Raw genomic sequence first — 16543 nt, forward strand, 5'->3', positions numbered from 1 at the left:
GAATAAAAAACAGAACAAATGTTCGAATTTATTTTTAAGGGAAAACAAAATGAGTATTGAAAACAATTCTGAGTTTCTTATATACCAGACCGATGACGGTCAAACAAAGATTGATGTACGTATTGAGAATGAGACTGTTTGGCTTACTCAGATGCAAATGACAGCGCTGTTTCAGACAACAAAGCAGAATATAAGCCTTCATATCAATAATGTCTTTAAAGAAGGAGAACTTGACCCAAATGCAACTGTCAAGAAATACTTGACAGTTCAAAATGAAGGCAATAGAAGGGTTTCGAGAGAAATTGACCATTACAACCTTGATGTTATCATATCCGTAGGCTACCGTGTAAAATCCCACCGCGGCACACAGTTCAGAATGTGGGCAACCCAGCGCCTCCGCGAGTACATCATCAAAGGCTTTACCATGAATGATGATTTGCTGAAAAAATCCGGTGGTGGCAATTATTTTGAAGAACTCCTACAGCGCATCAGAGATATCCGTTCCAGTGAGAAGGTATTTTACCGTAAGGTGCTGGAAATCTATGCAACCAGCATTGACTACGATCCGCGGGCAAAGGCAACACAGGAATTTTTCAAAACGGTACAGAATAAAATGCACTATTCCGCTCATGGAAAAACTGCTGCAGAAATTATATATGAGCGTGCAGATGGGAATAAACCTAATATGGGGCTGACATCTTGGACAGGCTTAAATCCTAAAAAGACAGACATAACCGCAGCAAAAAACTATCTTAATGAGGAAGAACTTGATACGCTAAATCGAATTGTAAATATGTATCTGGAATTTGCTGAGCTGCAGGCCATAAGAAGAAAGCCGATGTATATGGCAGACTGGATCAGCAAGCTTGATGAATTCATGAAAATTTCCGAAAGGGAGATCCTTACCCATGCAGGCAAGGTGTCTCATGAAATTGCTATACTTAAGGCAAATGAAGAGTTTGAAAAATTCACTGAGCGTACAAAGAATGAACTGTCTCAGGTTGAAAAGCACTTTATTGAAAGCATTGAAGGTACTGTAAAAAAACTGAAGGAAAGCAAAAGGAAACATTGATAAACTGAACCATGGGACAAATGGCTATATTATTCCGATAACGGAAATATATCAATGAAAAAGTATAATTTCCGAATATATATTTCCGAACCTGACATTCTGTCCTTTCTGTCCCATTAGTCACAGAGGGGGCAGGCTTACAACGTAAACCCTCCAGGCAGAATCCGTTCCTCCCTGAACCCCTTAAACAACTCAACCTTACTAACCCTTAACACGTCTTTCACCGCCACAAACCGGTCAAACCAGTTGGCCCTCTGTAGCGGAGTGGCGTTTTTAGCATCACCCTCGCCTCCACCAGCAGGAAAAAGGCATGGCAGTTTGCTACAGTGAAAAGCATTTTTGTCCAACGAGAAATACAAGGGTGATGCACTTCTTCAAAAATACTTTACGGTGGACTTCTTGACTAAAAAGCGTAAGAGCAATGAGGGCGAGGTTCCTCAGTACTATGTTCAGAACAGCCACCCGGCCATTATTGAACCTGATGAGTTCGATGCGGTTCAGGCAGAAATTGAGCGACGAAAAGGTCTCGGTAGGCCATCCGGTTGCAGCAGCCCTTTCTCAGAGAAGCTTGTCTGCGGTGATTGCGGTGGCTTTTTCGGCTCCAAGGTTTGGGGCTCTAACACAAAATACCGCCGTATTATCTGGTGGTGCAATGAAAAATACAAGAGCGACAAAAAGTGTAATACACCGCATGTAACAGAGGAGGATGTAAAGCAGCGTTACCTCATAGTTTATAATACTCTAATGGGTGACCGGGAGGAATTTGACGATAGGCTATGGGCTTTGGCTGTCGGGAAGGTCAAGGTAATGCCGGATGGCAGACTGGTTTTTAGCTTCAGGGATGGTACGGAGATTGAAGCATAGTTTTTATGAAATTAAGACAATTGAGATGTAATTCTTTGAGGAAAAATACGCATCTGGAATGGTTTGACATTATTGTAACGTTGCGTTACAATAATGTCAAACCATATTTTTGGAGGCTTTTTTATGGACATTAGAGAAGAACTATTCCGTGAAAACTATTTGTTTACGCGTGAAGATATATTAAAGTCACTAGAGTTATTTGTAGAACACGAGAAACTAAATGAAGAGTCTGGATATTCAAGCGAAGTTGTGAAGAATAGAATAAAGCTTTGCAACAAGTTTATTGCAGCAGTAAAGAAATGCAAACTTCCGGTTTTGACCGATCTTTGGTGGTTCTATGAATATCAGTTTTTAGGTAATAGCATAGAGCTACATCTTAGTCAGGCTTCTGAGATTGAAGTTGAAAATGGCGAAATTAGTGTCATGACATCAACAGTGGAGCACACTTTAATAACGGTTGAATGCGATTACCTTACAGTTGAGAAGTATGCCTCCATGCTTGGAATTGAACCTGTTACGGTCAGGCAATGGATTAGGCGTGGGAAATTAAGACATGCAAAAAAGAATGGTCGTGATTGGTTAATTCCCAGCACTGAAGATAAGCCCCAACGTGGCTTTTCCCCTGTGCAGTACTTAGTGGAAAATGAAGCCCAGATTGACAGTGGTGAATTCCCTCTGTTATCCGCATGCGACTCAATATCTATCTTTCAATCTCAAGATAACAAAAGCAAATTCATTTGTTACCTTAATAATTATAAAACTAAATTCCACAGTGAGCTTGAACTGACAAGAAGCGAGGTTGAAAGGCTGGAACATACAATTATTGAATCGGGTAAAGCAAGAGTTGAAGGGAGTATACAATACGTCCCTTATATTAGAGATATAGAAGACTGAGTAATCGGCATTACTCGGATATTTAAATAAGAAATTTATTAGGTTGGAATTGGAGGTGAAAGTGTGGCAAAGAAATCTTTTAACCAACAACTGCAGGATAGCAGGGATATGCCCAAAATAGCTGAGATTACAGATCCAAAGGAAATTACAAGAAATGGTGGAACTAAACTGCTTATCGCTCCACCACTTGCCTATGACGAAATAATGAAAAAAGTTCCAGCAGGAAAGGTTATTACTTCTGACTACATACGAAGCTATTTAGCAAAGAAGCATGGTGCCGACAATACCTGTCCTTTGACTGCAGGAATATTTATTAATATTGCAGCAAAAGCTTCTGTTGATCGTGGAGTTGATGAGACACCTTATTGGAGGACCCTGAAAAAAGATGGTGAGCTTAACGAGAAATACCCTGAAGGTATTGATGGGCAAAAGCTGCATCTTGAGATTGAAGGTCATACCATTATTCAGAAGGGCAAAAAGTATTTTGTGAAGGATTACAAGGAGAAGTTTTTTGAATTAACTGAATAAATTTACTTAAGGGGGATAACCCATGGATATAGTCAATTGGTTGCTGGAAGGTGAATCATATGTTCAATATGCCGTGAGAAAAAATATTCTGAAGCAGAATAAGAATGAATTAAGCGAATTAAAAGCTTCTGTACTGTTGGATATACGAATTCAAAGGTATTTGAGTGATATAGTTGATTTTAATGCAACACTTGTTACTAATCATAAAAATCCCGATATACCAATACACAAATTGCTATTTTTGCTGGAAGTGGGACTGGATACCGATGTTCCTCAAATAGACATGGCAATACAGCAGATATTAAAGAATAAAGATGAAAATGGAGTTCCGAAGAGTATGACTAACATACCGAAGCACTTCGGTGGTTCGGGAGAGGATACACTCGCCTGGTCGTTATGTGATGCACCACTTATGCTATATGCTTTATTAAAAGCAGGGATGGATTATGATAACCAAGTCAAAGAAGGTGTCGAACACATTATTGCATTAATTAGAACTAATGGATTTCCTTGTGTAGTATCTAAGGAGCTCGGCAAATTTAGAGGACCTGGAAAAAAGGATGATTGCTGTCCTTACGCTACACTTATAATCCTGAAACTCCTATCGATAGTTCCTGAATACCAAAAATCAGAATTGGCAAATTCAATATTAAATGTTTTGTTGGATTTATGGGAAGAAAGCCAAGAGCAACATCCTTATATGTTTTACATGGGGACGGATTTCAGGAAGCTTAAAGCACCTGCTCTATGGTATGATATCGTGAGTGTGGCTGATTGCTTAAGTTATTTTGAATCTGCGAGGAAAGATAAGCGTTTTGGTGAAATGCTTGATGTTATTGAAAGTAAAGCAAACTCACACTATCAGTTCATACCTGAATCTATATATCAGAAGTGTAAGGAATGGGACTTTGGCCAAAAGAAGCAACCGTCTGCGTGGCTTACTTATTTATGCGCTAGATTACTGGAGCGAAGCGGAAGGATTAGCTTTGAGTAATTGTGTTGAAAGGAGTTTAAGCATATGTCTGTTTCGAAAATTGGTTGTTGCGGAGCCTACTGCAGGACTTGCCCTGCATTCCAGGAGCAAGCATGCAAAGGATGTAAAATTGGTTATGAAAACGGCGAAAGAGAAATTTCAAAAGCAAAATGCAAAATAAAAGTTTGCTGCATCAATAGCAAACATCGATCCTGTGCTGATTGCAACGAATATGCTGCTTGCAATACTGTTAATGACTTTTATAACAAAAACGGCTATAAATATGGAAAGTATAAGCAAGCAACAGAGTTTATCAAGAAGAATGGATATGATGCCTTTCTTGAAATTGCAGATAAGTGGAAAAACGCACATGGGAAGTACTGAAGGTGTAGGTTTCACCGATTTTATACCCACTGCCAATTGAACGGTGCTTGGCAATGTAATAATTAGTTTACAACATGGAACAGATTGGTTGATGGATATGAGGAGTATTTACCTTTGTGGAAGGAAACCCTTGAGGGGGATGATGTAGTTAAAGTATATAGGACAAGGGAAATGATGAACTTGGTCAGGAAAGTCGAATATATAAATGAAATGCCTTATGGGTTGATGCTTAAGATCCTGTCTCATTTTGAAATTGGCATGATGACACCATTGAGGTTGTATTCCTTGCAGTGGTAATTATAGAAGTTGCAGTAAATGATTTGAAATGAAATTAATGAAATTTTAGATTTGGAAATGAAAGAATTCCTGCAAAAAGCTATTGACAAATCGGTAATGTTATGAAAAAATATCTATCAAGTTGAGTATGCATAAGAGCAATGTTGCTTGAGCTGCATAGGGGCAATAAAGCCTTACACGTGGATATATACCCGCGGAGTCACAGAAGATGTGATTCTGCGGGTTTTTATTATTTCGAAGGAGGTTTTCTTATGGATTCAGTGAGGCTTAAGTATTTAGGTAATCCAACATTGGATACAGAACGATTAATACTAAGAAAACTTGATATTACAGATGCAAATGATGTTTTTGAGTATGCAAAACATCCGGAAGTCGCAAGGTACGTGACTTGGGAAGCACATAAGTCCATTGAAGATGCGAAGGGTTTTATTAATTGGGCGCTTGGACGTTATAAAAGCGATGAAGCTGGGGAATGGGGAATTATGCTTAAAGAGAATAGCAAAATAATCGGAGCCATGGGTTTTGTCCAGCTTGACCTGCAAAATTCTTGCGGGGCAATTGGGTATGTTTTATCAAAGGAATATTGGGGTAAAGGCATTATGACTGAAGCAGTTACACGTCTAATATCTTTTGGTTTCAACGACATGGAGTTAAACAGGATAGAAGCTGTTCATGCAGTTGAAAATGAGGCTTCAGGTAAGGTTATGCAAAAATCAGGAATGCAGTTTGAAGGTGTTTTGCGTCAGAAAATGTTTGCAAAGGGAAAGTTCTGGGATGCTAAACAATATTCTATTATAAAAGAGGATTGGCTTGTAAAGAAAGAAGGGACTATATGAGAACATTGTCTGAGCGGGTACAAACAAAATTAACAGGATGTGGTGTTGAGATTGCAACAAAAAATGACCTTGAGGATATCCTGAAGCTTCAAAAGCTTGCATATCAGGAAAATGCAATAAGATACAATGATTTTACAATTCCACCGCTTACTCAGACTTTGGAAGAACTGAAGAAAGAATCGGAAGGTTCGATTATTCTAAAAGTTGTTGAAGACAGGATGATTGTAGGTTCGGTAAGAGCCTTTGAGAAGGACGGAAGCTGCTATATTGGAAGACTTAGTGTACATCCCAGTTATCAGAATAAAGGGATAGGCAAAAAGCTTATGAAGGCTATTGAAAAATGCTTTGAGGGAGTGAGGTTTGAACTGTTTACAGGGTATTTGGATGAAAAGAATCTCGCCTTTTATGAAAAGCTGAGCTATAAAAGATTCAGGGAAGAAAAGATTAATGATGATCTACGGTTTGTTTATTTTGAAAAGAAGGCAGGGGTGTAGCCATGGAGAGAATGGACAAAATAAAAAATCACTTTGAAGAAGAAGCGGAGATGTATGACGGTATAATAAAAAATCTTATACCCTATTACAATAAAATGGTTGAGGCACTGGTGAATACTTTGCCTTTTGACCGAACTGCTGAAATTGATGCTATTGATCTGGGCTGCGGTACCGGCACTATATCACGGGCAGTAAAAGATGCTTATCCGAAAGCAAAATTAACATGTGTGGATATTTCTGAAAAAATGCTTAAAATAGCTGCTGGTAAGCTGAGTGATGTATCAGATGCAACATTCGTAAACAGAAATTTTTATGACTTCAGCTTTGATAAAAAATATGATGCCGTAGCTTCATCTCTTGCTCTCCATCATCTGGCGACAAAACAGGATAAGCTTGAATTTTACCGAAAAATATACTCATGTCTTAATAGTGGTGGCGTATTTATAAATGCAGATGTGGTTCTTGCATCCACAGATGCTCTCCAAGGCCGATATATGGCACAGTGGAAGAGCTTCATGTGCAAGAACGTGTCAATGGATGAAGTTGATAACAAATGGATTCCAACATACTACGAGGAAGACCGTCCGGTATCAATGATGGATCATTTTGAAATGCTGAAAGGTGCCGGATTTGAGGTTATGGATGTAGTCTGGAAGTATTACAATTTTGCCGTGTACATGGCACTAAAGTGAGGGGAATCCAATGGGAATAAAGGTTGTAAATATACAGGGGAAAATTGGAATAGCAAAATCCCATCTGCTGGCCGCACTTCTTAGAAGCATCGGAGTACCTGCCGGGTTTTGCTAGCAAGGACTTCTGTTTGATGATATAAGTGACCGGAGGATTGTCATTCACGGTTTGGCTGGAGTATATATTAAAGAAATTGATAAGTGGATAAGGTTGGATGCAAGAGGGAATATACCAGTAGTTGGTGCACAATTCAGCTTAACCGAGGAAAGACTTGCTTTTCCTGTAAGGCAAGAACTAGGATAGTTAATTTATTCTGAGCCTTCAATAGCTGTACAAAGGTGTCTGTTTGATTCAATGGACCGGGAAGCGCTTGTTTTGAATCTGCCCGGAAAGGTTTGATTCTCAAAAAAAGTATTCTGAGACAGGAGGAGTATATACATGATGCTTGAATTCAAAAATGAACTTCCAACCCTTGAAGAATATAAATATCTTCGTTCGGCAGTAGGGTGGAAGCTTGTTGACGACAAATCAATATTAAAGGGGCTCGATTCTTCTACATATTCGATTCTGGCCAAAGTAGGAGATAAAACCATTGGCATGGGGCGCATAGTTGGGGATGGGGGTATTTTTTCATTAATTGTTGACATCATTGTGATTCCTGAATACCAGGGTCAAGGCATTGGTAAAAAAATTGTTCAGAACATCATGGACTGGATAAAGGCGAATTGTGCTGTAGAAAGTACAGTGTGGCTTTTCGCTGCTAAAGGGCGTGAAGGTTTTTACGAAAAATTCGGCTTTGAAAAACGTCCTATGGATGGTTATGGTGCTGGAATGCAGTGGTTTTGGAGGAGACATGATCATGCCTGAAGATATAAGATATATAAGGAAAAATGAACTTGAAAGTCTTTTGGATTTGTATACACAATAAAACAAAGATGATCTTGAGCTTGAAGAAAACGAAAAATTATCGGCTCTGTGGGAATGCATTCTTAATAATCCAAGTCATCATTATCTTGTTGCAGGGGCAGAGGAGAAGAGACACTTAAGTTTTATGAAAAGGCAGGGTTTGAAAGAGGCAAAAAGACTGGATTCATTGTGAAATACTAAGGGGTGGTGGCGTTGAAAGAAGAACAGGATACTCTTTTGCATATTTTTTATTGCCTAGAAAACCAGAATCAGCCTGTAAGCATGGACTCTATTAAACGTAATTTAAGCTGGTCAGGGAATATATCCCTGGTGGCTGAGGATGAAATCAAACGGTTGATTGAAAAAGGCTACTTGACTACTGAAAATGATAATATATTTTCATTGACCGATATTGGTCGGAATGAAGCTTATAAAGCAAGCAGAATCATGGTGAAAAATGAATTTGATAAAAAGGTTACAAGACTAACAGGAAGCCGCACATACCTTGACTATTGCGAAGAGGTCTATGGCTACAGAATGTATCTTTTCAATATGATGGATAAAGAACAGCTTGATTTCATTATCAATTCTGTTTATATATCACCGCAGGACAAAATTCTGGATTTGGGATGCGGTACAGGAAATGTCCTCAACACTCTTTGTTCGAAATACAACTGTAAAGGAATCGGTATTGATCAATTAAGTAATGGGGTTGTAGAAATAAACAGCAAAATGATTACATATATTGATGGCGATATTGACAGGCTTTCAGATTATGATATAAAGCCCAGCATAACAATTGCCGTCGATAGTCTGTATTTCAGCAGTGATCTGGATAAATTGATCCAACAGTTAATAAGTATAAGAAACAACAGATTATTCTTATTCTATTCCCAGTATGTTCTTGATGAATCCGCAGTGGACAGGAGTATGCTCCAGCGTGATAAAACAAGGCTTGCAGAGGTACTGGATAAAAACTGTGTATCCTACGAAACAATTGATTACAGTGGGAATGAAGCTTTATTGTATGAAAAATCTATTAAAGCACTATTGAAATATAAAAAAGCATTCGAAAATGAAGGAAATTTGGATCTTTTTGAGAATAAATTAAGAGAGGATATGGGAGGGAAGGAGATATACAGTAAGGGTCTTGCAAAAAGGTACCTTTATATTGTTAATAGGAAATAAAGGATTTGGTGATAAGTTTGAAGGAGATACCTCAAAGGTGGATTATAAAATAATAGGAATACGTGAAAATAAAGAATGAACATTAGGAGGGCTGAAAATGAGACTGTCATTTTTACAAAAACTTGGTGCCTATTCGATTATTGCAGGAGGATTTTTATCAGCTGCTTATGCGTTTTGCTTTACGCTTTTGCTGCCTGTACAAGAACCGACCAAAGATTTCTCGAAAATGGTTAGCCACCCGAACTGGATCTGGGTTACTTCGCTTGCCTTGCCGGGGATAATCCTGATGGTTTTCGGTTTTACAGCAGTATATAGCAGGATATATGAAAAATCCGGGTGGCTTGGTTTTACAGGATACTTTTTCATTACTACTGCTTATGTTTTTCAGGCAGCTCAACTCGTTTCAGAAATCTTTTTATACCCGATTATTGCTGAAAATGCTTCCTCAGTTGAACTTTTAAGCAAGAATATTATTTTGAACCATCCGCTAAATACAGTTTTTTCTTACGGCTTTCAAGCAATTATACTGCTCGGCGTGCTTTTGTTCGGAATAACACTTATACGGTTCAAAGAATTTAATAAACTTGGTGGGATACTTTTTCTTTCAGGGGCGGTATTTTATGCTGCAGTATCTGCTCTTTCCATTTTCATAGGGATAGCGGGCATAATTATGTTTTCGGCGGGCTGCACAATCATTGGTCTTAATCTTATGAAAATGAAAAAACAAGTGTAATTATGGCTTCGCTGACTCACAAGTAAATGAATTTTACAATAAAGACTTTCCTAAATAATGAGGTAATAAATTAATGATTATTGCTATCACTGGAAGCATAGCTTTTAGCTTTGCAATTATTTTATACATACTAATTGCTTTGGGACAACCATATGGCGAGTTTGCTATGGGAGGAAAATATAAGATTGTTCCGAAAGAAAAAAGGTTTATTTTTGGTATTTCTGTTATTGTCCAAATTGCAGCAATTGTTGTAGTCTTACAGACTGCCGGTGCAATTCCTCTTATTTTTTCACAAAGCACTACAAGGGGAATATGCTTTTTCTTTGCAGCATTTTTATCACTGAATGTAATTGCCAATGCCATTTCCAATAGCAAAAAAGAGAAATATGTAATTACACCAATTTCTTTCATAACTGCTATTTGTTTCTGGATAACAGCAATTGGGAGATAAAAAGCTGTACTTTTTTGTGTGATATATGCACCCACTAATAAATGCGGAGGTTACATGGCAAGTATAAGCATAAGGAACGGTAACAGCTATAAAGCAAAAGATAAGGTGAAAATCGTAGTTTTTACCGAGGGTACTGTACTAAGACCTAAAAGCATTATCTACCATTTCAGCCACTCATCCTATGTTCCGATAGGTGATTCTGTTGAGAGATTAAAGGTATGGGAGCAGCAGGGGGTGGAAATTCTCTATATAACTTCCAGGAAAAAAGAAAAACAGGTAGAGAAAATCAAAGAGTTACTCTTGAAATATGATTTTCCAGGAGAATACCTTTATTATAGAGGAGCAGGGGAGAAGTACAAGGATATAGTCGAGGGAGTTATTCCTGGTGTTTTGATAGAAGATGATTGCAGAAGTATCGGCGGTTCATGGCAGATGTGTATTACTTATGTCAAGCCGGAGATAAAGGACAGAATAAAATCAATTGTTGTTAGGGAATTCAAGGGCATTGATTGTTTGCCGTACAAGCTTCAGGACTTGATGAGCATATAAGGCGATGAGCCTGGAAAATTATCAGTATGGGGGAATTAGAAAGATGAGACTGATAGAAAGAATAAAGGAATTAGGCGATAACTATGGTATTGACTTTATTGGTGTAGCAGGAATCAACCAAGTTAGAAATGAAATCAATGATATTAGTGGTTCCTTGATATCTGATTTCCCAAGGGCGTTATCTATAGGTATAATATTGCAAAAGAGTATTGTAAACCTTTTAAATGATAGAGATACATATGAAAATGTGCTTCAATATAAAACACATGCTTACGATATAATAAATGACCGGCTAGACAATTTTGCTTCGATTATCAGTTCTGTTATACAGCGAAACGGGTATAAAGTAATGCCATTACCCGCGGCAGAGCGTATAGATAGTAATAGAGTTTGTGCTTCAATGTCGCATAAAGTTAGTGCAAGACTAGCTGGTTTTGGATGGATAGGAAAAAACTGTCTTTTGGTAAATCCCAATTATGGTCCTCGTATAAGATGGACTACAGTACTTACTGATGCTCCATTTGAAGAAAATAAAGAAATATTAGAAAGTCAATGTGGTAGTTGTAATAAGTGTGTTAAAATATGTCCTGTTCAAGCCCTAAAAGGTAGAAATTATGTGGAACATGAACCACGTGAATTAAGGTTTGATGTGAAAAAATGTGAAGAATATTATAATTCTACGCTTAAAGAAGCAGGCAGACTTCAGGTATGTGGTATGTGCCTCTATGCCTGCCCGTTTGGTAAATGAAATTAATTTAAAGAAAACGGATTACCGATGTCACACTTTAACAATTTGTATGTCTAAATATATGAATGTGTTAGTTAAATAGTGAAGCAGTATCATATATACAAATCAGGTGAGGGCATTTATGAATGAAAACATTGACGGTGTAGTAAAGAAGGCTGTTGGCGGAGATAAAGCATCTCTGGAAGAAATTATAATCAATATTAAGGATATGGTTTATAACCTTTCTATTAGGATGCTCTGGAATCCTACTGATGCAGAAGATGCAACTCAGGAAATCCTTATAAAAGTGATAACGAATCTATCAAAATTTCAAGGATATAGTAAATTTTCTACATGGGTCTACACATTCCAATAAGTATATAATCTTAAATACTGATTAAGCATGAGGGGGCTAAGTAATGGGAAGGATTATTTTTTCGCTGGTGATAGGAGTGGTTGCTGGAATAATTGATATTATTCCAATGTTTTTACAAAAGCTTGACAAGTATGCAATATTATCGGCTTTTGTGCAGTGGATCATTTTAGGATTTATAATTACCCATATTCAATTTGGTGTTGAAGGATGGCTTAAAGGATTGATAGTTTCAGTGCTGTTAGCACTTCCAATTATTATTCTTGTTATGAAAACTGATTTTAAATCGATTTTTCCCATTCTTGTTATGTCAGGAATATTAGGAAGTTTAGTTGGCTTTATAGGTGATAAGTATGTCAAGTAAAACATCTATGCAAATAAAAGTTGTGAATGCCAGGCTTTTGAAAGATTATGGAAGCTGGATTTATTGCGATGTCTGTAACAGTACAGTTGGATATCTTTGCTACACTACATATCAATACTTTGTATATAATTTTACTTGTAATTGTGGAAGCAAAGGTGTGGTTGAAATTAGAAGAATAGAGGGTGAATCTGATAAGATATTGGATAGTACGTTGAATTTGCTTCTGAGAAAAGGGAGGCTGTGTTGCCCGTTTGATCAATCGCCGTTGTTTTCTATAGTTAATAAAAATGTTAAAGAATGCAGTTATGATATTGTGTGCAAGAAGTGTTTTAAACACTTTACCATTTAAGTTTATGTCGCAAATTTATGCTTATATAAACAAAAAAGTATGCATAAAAGTCAAAATAGATTAAAGTACTCTATGTAGCAAAAATTACCAAAAAGTCTTGCAGCACAAATATTTGTAACTGATTAAGGCTTTTTGTGTTTTTGAGGAAAACATAGAGCTAAACCTGCACTAAATAATGTTCTATTCATGTAATGCAGGTTTTTATTAATCTTGTATTAGAAGTTGGATATGATTGCCTTTTTATAAGTTTCTGCTGTGCTATATTAATATCATCACTCAAAGCTATTGCTATCAGTCCTGGTAATACAAACAGCAAAATTAGCAGTTTTACTTATACAGTAAGCTATAATAGCGATATTGGAACAAACAGCAGCAATATTGCTGCACCTAGGCTTAAAGCTACACCAAAAAAAGGAGACAAGGTAATAAATGGCGCAGCTTCTCCGTTATCAACAGTAACGATTAAAGTGAATGGGAAGGATGGTGGAACAGCTAAAACAGATTCAAAGGGTAATTTTACTATAAAACTGAGTAGTGCACTAAAAGCCGGAGATAAGCTGGAGTTGACATATAAAATCAATAACAAATCCAGTGCACCTTTGAATATAACGATAAAATAAAAAGGGTTATTTGTTCTGTCAACAAGAAATAAAAGTCAGATTATTATATAATATTTTATAAGATGATTGGTACTGTCAAAGCTAGGATGAACAAGCTTTGATTTAGTCGTGGGTTTGTAAGTCTAGGCATCGCCTTAACCACGATTTATCTGAAAACCCTTGATAATCAAGGGTTTTCAGCGTTTGTTCAGAGTACTTGGATGGACACCCCAAAAGATGGCGGTGGAATGGAACAATGTTGACATCGCCCTTTTTAATAGGCTCCCAAGAGAGGATAAAAACCTGATTGCTGTTGTTGAAGCTAATAAAAAAAGAAATTCCTGCCTGACGGCCTATTCACAGGCACGAGGTTATGCAAGTGCAAAAGGCAGGGAAAGCTGCAATCTGCTGATTGTCTCTGATGGTCTCCGGTATGGTGTGTACATTAGGAAGGATGACGATTATATTCTTCATGCCTATATGAATCTTACCGACTTTAAGAATGAATATCCCATATATGGGTGTAAAGGGATAAGAGAGGGCATTGGCGGGCAAAAGCTTCATCTTGGGATGGAAGGTCATACCATTATTTGAGGAGGATTTTTTATGGATATTCTAAATAGGTTGTTGGAATGCGAGCCATATGTTCAATATGCTGTGAGAAAAAATATTCTGAGGCAGAATAAGAATGAATTAAGCGGATTAAAAACTTCTGTGCTATCGGATATACGAATTTATAAATATTTAAATGATATAGTTGATTTTAATGCAACACTCGTTACTAATCATAAAAATCCCGATATTCCAATACATAAATTGCTATTTTTGCTGGAAGTGGGACTGGATACCGATGTTCCTCAAATAGACATGGTAATACAGCAGATATTAAAGAATAAAGATGAAAATGGATTTCCAAAGAGTATGACTAACATACCAAAGCACTTCGGTGGTTCAGGAGAGGATACACTTGATATTATTGAAACTAAAGCAAACTCAAAATATCAGTTCATTCCTGAATCTGTCTATCAAAAGTGTAAGGAATGGGACTTTGGTCAAAAGAAGCAACCATCATAAGTAAATCTTGAGCCATGACAAGGACAATCCCAGGATTTTTCTGCTGAATTCCAGCTTAATTCGCAGCCCATATGTGTGCATGTTGTATCTACGACATGTAGTGTGTCCTGCTCATCCCTATATGCTCCAGCTCTTTGGCCGCTTGCCTCAATCACTTTTCCTTCTCCCGGTCTAATATCTACATCCAGCGAAAGGGAAGATAATTTACCTTTTATTAGTTCCTTTGCAACATTAAGGTTTTCCACAGCAAAGGTTTTAAGTGAAGCTGATATTGTTTGTCGAGATGGATTGTACACATCCTGCCAAGGACTATTCCCATTAACGATTAAATCTCTTAATAGCATAGCGGAAGCCACACTGTTGGTCATTCCCCATTTCCCATAGCCGGTAGCTACATACATATTGGGGGTTTTTGATGTGAAGTGTCCTACATATGGCAGGTCATCTAAAGTCATACAGTCTTGAGTAGACCAACGATAAGGAATGTCTGCTACTGTAAAGGTTTCATTTGCAAAGTCTATTAATGCTTCATAGTGCTTGATAGTGTCTTCGCCCTGTCCTGTTTTATGATGCTCGCCCCCGATTAATATCAATTCACCATGCTCAGTTAGCTGATTTCGTAAAGAGCGTCCAGGCTCTTCAGCTGTTATATACATTCCACCCGGATACTTTTCCTTTGCCTTGATTGCAACAACATAGGACCGTCCGGGATATATCCTTGTGAAGTACAAACCGGTTTTATTATAACAAGGGTAATGAGAAGCAATGATAACCTTTTCAGCGACTACCTTTTTTCCTTTATCAGTAATTAATGTGTATGCCCCATCTTCTTCGATATTTACGATTCTGCTTTGTTCAAATATCTGGCTGTTGTTTCCTATAATTTTTTCTGCAAGAGGAAGCAGAAATTTTCGTGGGTGGAATTGAGCCTGATTATCAAATCGCACAGCGGCTTTAATGGGGAACGGCAAAGGTGTTTCTTCTAGATAGGTTGCCTTTATACCAAGGGAAGATGCGGTATTTGCTCCTTTTATATACTCATTATAGGGTTCTATACACCATTTATTTTTCACTGATATAAATAAATTATCCAATTCATGAGTTTGATCATAAAAGCAAACCGGTTTTAACCTAAACTTAAAGTGTAGCAGATTATGTAACGTAAACATATTATGTAGCATAGTATGAAATATTCATAAGGAGGAATATACTATGCTATCAAGCTTGGATTTTGTGCGGCAGTCACTTGAAATACATCTGTTTTTTGCAAGAATAATGAAAGAACACTCATTTTTCCTTGAAGTAGGATTTACACCAAAGGATGATAACTTTACCCAAAAGGCAGATGAATTTCGAAGGGAGTTTGACAGACTTTTAGCAGAAGTCGTACCGCTTTCAAATGGTATTGTAAGCCCAGGAGTGCTTCAGTCAGGAGAGGTAATAACTCAATATACGCTTAAAGCAGAAATGGCTTCATCGTATTTTACAGGAGTGCGGATACCAACAGAATTGACTCAGGCGGAAGCAGGATTAATGGGTGGAGGCTTAATGGCAGTAAATCCAATGCTTGAGCAGAGAGTATCTTTGATAAATCAGGGGGCTATGGGCTTAATATCTGCTCTAATACAGTTTAAAGCCACAATTCTATCAAATGTTTTATCCTGCAAAATGTTTACACATACCTACCCGTTAATGGTAGATCATATTTTGAGGGAAGTGAAGTTTTACTTACGAATGGTTCAAAGGCTTCAAAACAGAGAAACTATAAATGTAGATAGAGAAGCCTTGGAACAAGAAGTGTTCTGGAACAGAATCATGGCAGAACACTCAAAGTTTATTCGTGGTTTGCTTGATCCTACTGAAAATGATTTGATAAATACAGCCAACAATTTTAGTAATGAGTTTGACAAGTTGACGGCAGAAGCGATGGCTGCCATGGATAAGACCGTACCTATAGCAAAAGTCACAGATGACAGCCTGAGGGCAACTGCAGCAATCCGGGATTTCAAAGCACAGGGAACACAAGGGTTGGTTGAATGCAAGATTAAATCAATTATTATTCCATTATTGGGTGACCATACATTGCGTGAAGCCAATCACTATCTGAGGCTTTTAAAGATATTTGAAAGGTAATTGGTATTATGAATAGCATTTGGTTTTAGCCAAACATTATTATGTGAAAAAATTGTTTGGATGAA

24 protein-coding genes and 2 pseudogenes are annotated in these 16543 nt (G+C 37.5%); 25 read left to right on the plus strand and 1 reads right to left on the minus strand.

Going from position 1 to position 16543, the window contains the following annotated elements; all coding sequences use genetic code 11:
* Nucleotides 1-49: 49 nt before the first annotated feature.
* From N3I35_06315 to N3I35_06430, 24 genes and pseudogenes are all read left to right on the plus strand, one after another.
* Nucleotides 50-1072, plus strand: coding sequence for a virulence RhuM family protein (locus N3I35_06315; protein ID MCX8129699.1), 1023 nt, complete (start codon nucleotides 50-52; stop codon nucleotides 1070-1072).
* A 339-nt stretch (nucleotides 1073-1411) separates the two neighbouring features.
* Entirely contained in the window at nucleotides 1412-1936 is a 525-nt protein-coding gene (locus N3I35_06320; protein ID MCX8129700.1) for a recombinase family protein, read from the plus strand.
* Between the two features lie 123 nt (nucleotides 1937-2059).
* Nucleotides 2060-2830, plus strand: coding sequence for a helix-turn-helix domain-containing protein (locus tag N3I35_06325; protein ID MCX8129701.1), 771 nt, complete (start codon nucleotides 2060-2062; stop codon nucleotides 2828-2830).
* 63 nt (nucleotides 2831-2893) lie between these two features.
* Nucleotides 2894-3358: a methylated DNA-protein cysteine methyltransferase gene (locus N3I35_06330; protein MCX8129702.1), complete on the plus strand. Its 465-nt coding sequence runs from the start codon at nucleotides 2894-2896 to the stop codon at nucleotides 3356-3358.
* A gap of 22 nt (nucleotides 3359-3380) precedes the next feature.
* Nucleotides 3381-4352 carry a hypothetical protein gene (locus N3I35_06335; protein MCX8129703.1) on the plus strand — a complete coding sequence of 324 codons (972 nt, stop codon included), beginning with the start codon at nucleotides 3381-3383 and terminating at the stop codon, nucleotides 4350-4352.
* A gap of 24 nt (nucleotides 4353-4376) precedes the next feature.
* On the plus strand, nucleotides 4377-4715 hold the full coding sequence (locus N3I35_06340) for a DUF3795 domain-containing protein (protein MCX8129704.1): 339 nt from the start codon (nucleotides 4377-4379) through the stop codon (nucleotides 4713-4715).
* A 114-nt stretch (nucleotides 4716-4829) separates the two neighbouring features.
* Nucleotides 4830-5012: a hypothetical protein gene (locus N3I35_06345; protein ID MCX8129705.1), complete on the plus strand. Its 183-nt coding sequence runs from the start codon at nucleotides 4830-4832 to the stop codon at nucleotides 5010-5012.
* Nucleotides 5013-5263: 251 nt separating this feature from the next.
* Nucleotides 5264-5848, plus strand: coding sequence for a GNAT family N-acetyltransferase (locus N3I35_06350; protein MCX8129706.1), 585 nt, complete (start codon nucleotides 5264-5266; stop codon nucleotides 5846-5848).
* Nucleotides 5845-6342, plus strand: a complete 498-nt coding sequence (locus N3I35_06355) for a GNAT family N-acetyltransferase (protein ID MCX8129707.1) — start codon at nucleotides 5845-5847, stop codon at nucleotides 6340-6342. The genes N3I35_06350 and N3I35_06355 overlap by 4 nt, the downstream gene beginning before the upstream one ends.
* Before the next feature lie 2 nt (nucleotides 6343-6344).
* Nucleotides 6345-7034: a class I SAM-dependent methyltransferase gene (locus tag N3I35_06360; GenBank protein ID MCX8129708.1), complete on the plus strand. Its 690-nt coding sequence runs from the start codon at nucleotides 6345-6347 to the stop codon at nucleotides 7032-7034.
* A gap of 166 nt (nucleotides 7035-7200) precedes the next feature.
* On the plus strand, nucleotides 7201-7335 hold the full coding sequence (locus N3I35_06365; GenBank protein MCX8129709.1) for a hypothetical protein: 135 nt from the start codon (nucleotides 7201-7203) through the stop codon (nucleotides 7333-7335).
* 135 nt (nucleotides 7336-7470) lie between these two features.
* Nucleotides 7471-7899 carry a GNAT family N-acetyltransferase gene (locus tag N3I35_06370; GenBank protein MCX8129710.1) on the plus strand — a complete coding sequence of 143 codons (429 nt, stop codon included), beginning with the start codon at nucleotides 7471-7473 and terminating at the stop codon, nucleotides 7897-7899.
* Nucleotides 7892-8139: pseudogene (locus tag N3I35_06375) on the plus strand (autophagy-related protein 101). The gene N3I35_06370 and the pseudogene N3I35_06375 overlap by 8 nt, the downstream one beginning before the upstream one ends.
* Nucleotides 8140-8151: 12 nt before the next feature.
* Nucleotides 8152-9126: a methionine biosynthesis protein MetW gene (locus N3I35_06380; protein ID MCX8129711.1), complete on the plus strand. Its 975-nt coding sequence runs from the start codon at nucleotides 8152-8154 to the stop codon at nucleotides 9124-9126.
* 97 nt (nucleotides 9127-9223) lie between these two features.
* Nucleotides 9224-9859 (plus strand): hypothetical protein, encoded by a 636-nt coding sequence (locus tag N3I35_06385; GenBank protein ID MCX8129712.1) that lies wholly within the window; start codon nucleotides 9224-9226, stop codon nucleotides 9857-9859.
* Nucleotides 9860-9935: 76 nt separating this feature from the next.
* A complete protein-coding gene (locus N3I35_06390) occupies nucleotides 9936-10310 on the plus strand; it encodes a hypothetical protein (GenBank protein MCX8129713.1) in 375 nt (124 codons plus the stop codon).
* Between the two features lie 54 nt (nucleotides 10311-10364).
* Nucleotides 10365-10859 carry a hypothetical protein gene (locus N3I35_06395; protein ID MCX8129714.1) on the plus strand — a complete coding sequence of 165 codons (495 nt, stop codon included), beginning with the start codon at nucleotides 10365-10367 and terminating at the stop codon, nucleotides 10857-10859.
* A 43-nt stretch (nucleotides 10860-10902) separates the two neighbouring features.
* The gene (locus N3I35_06400) at nucleotides 10903-11607 is read left to right on the plus strand and encodes a 4Fe-4S dicluster domain-containing protein (protein MCX8129715.1); all 705 of its coding nucleotides are present in this window, start codon (nucleotides 10903-10905) and stop codon (nucleotides 11605-11607) included.
* Nucleotides 11608-11728: 121 nt separating this feature from the next.
* Complete coding sequence (locus N3I35_06405) at nucleotides 11729-11962, plus strand: helix-turn-helix domain-containing protein (protein MCX8129716.1); 234 nt, start codon at nucleotides 11729-11731, stop codon at nucleotides 11960-11962.
* A 43-nt stretch (nucleotides 11963-12005) separates the two neighbouring features.
* Nucleotides 12006-12323: a hypothetical protein gene (locus N3I35_06410; GenBank protein MCX8129717.1), complete on the plus strand. Its 318-nt coding sequence runs from the start codon at nucleotides 12006-12008 to the stop codon at nucleotides 12321-12323.
* Entirely contained in the window at nucleotides 12313-12672 is a 360-nt protein-coding gene (locus N3I35_06415; protein MCX8129718.1) for a hypothetical protein, read from the plus strand. The genes N3I35_06410 and N3I35_06415 overlap by 11 nt, the downstream gene beginning before the upstream one ends.
* A 191-nt stretch (nucleotides 12673-12863) precedes the next feature.
* The gene (locus N3I35_06420) at nucleotides 12864-13292 is read left to right on the plus strand and encodes an Ig-like domain-containing protein (GenBank protein ID MCX8129719.1); all 429 of its coding nucleotides are present in this window, start codon (nucleotides 12864-12866) and stop codon (nucleotides 13290-13292) included.
* Between the two features lie 183 nt (nucleotides 13293-13475).
* Nucleotides 13476-13865 (plus strand): hypothetical protein, encoded by a 390-nt coding sequence (locus N3I35_06425; protein ID MCX8129720.1) that lies wholly within the window; start codon nucleotides 13476-13478, stop codon nucleotides 13863-13865.
* Nucleotides 13866-13877: 12 nt separating this feature from the next.
* Nucleotides 13878-14345 (plus strand): hypothetical protein, encoded by a 468-nt coding sequence (locus tag N3I35_06430; GenBank protein ID MCX8129721.1) that lies wholly within the window; start codon nucleotides 13878-13880, stop codon nucleotides 14343-14345.
* On the opposite strand, the pseudogene N3I35_06435 reads toward N3I35_06430, so the two are convergent.
* Nucleotides 14324-15361 (minus strand): annotated as a pseudogene (locus N3I35_06435) (FAD-dependent oxidoreductase). The gene N3I35_06430 and the pseudogene N3I35_06435 overlap by 22 nt on opposite strands.
* A 196-nt stretch (nucleotides 15362-15557) precedes the next feature.
* Here N3I35_06435 and N3I35_06440 point away from each other — a divergent pair.
* Entirely contained in the window at nucleotides 15558-16478 is a 921-nt protein-coding gene (locus N3I35_06440) for a DUF2935 domain-containing protein (protein MCX8129722.1), read from the plus strand.
* Nucleotides 16479-16543 lie beyond the last annotated feature (65 nt).

The organism is Clostridia bacterium, assembly GCA_026414765.1.
In the GTDB taxonomy this organism is placed as follows: Bacteria; Bacillota; Clostridia; order Acetivibrionales; family DSM-27016; genus SKW86.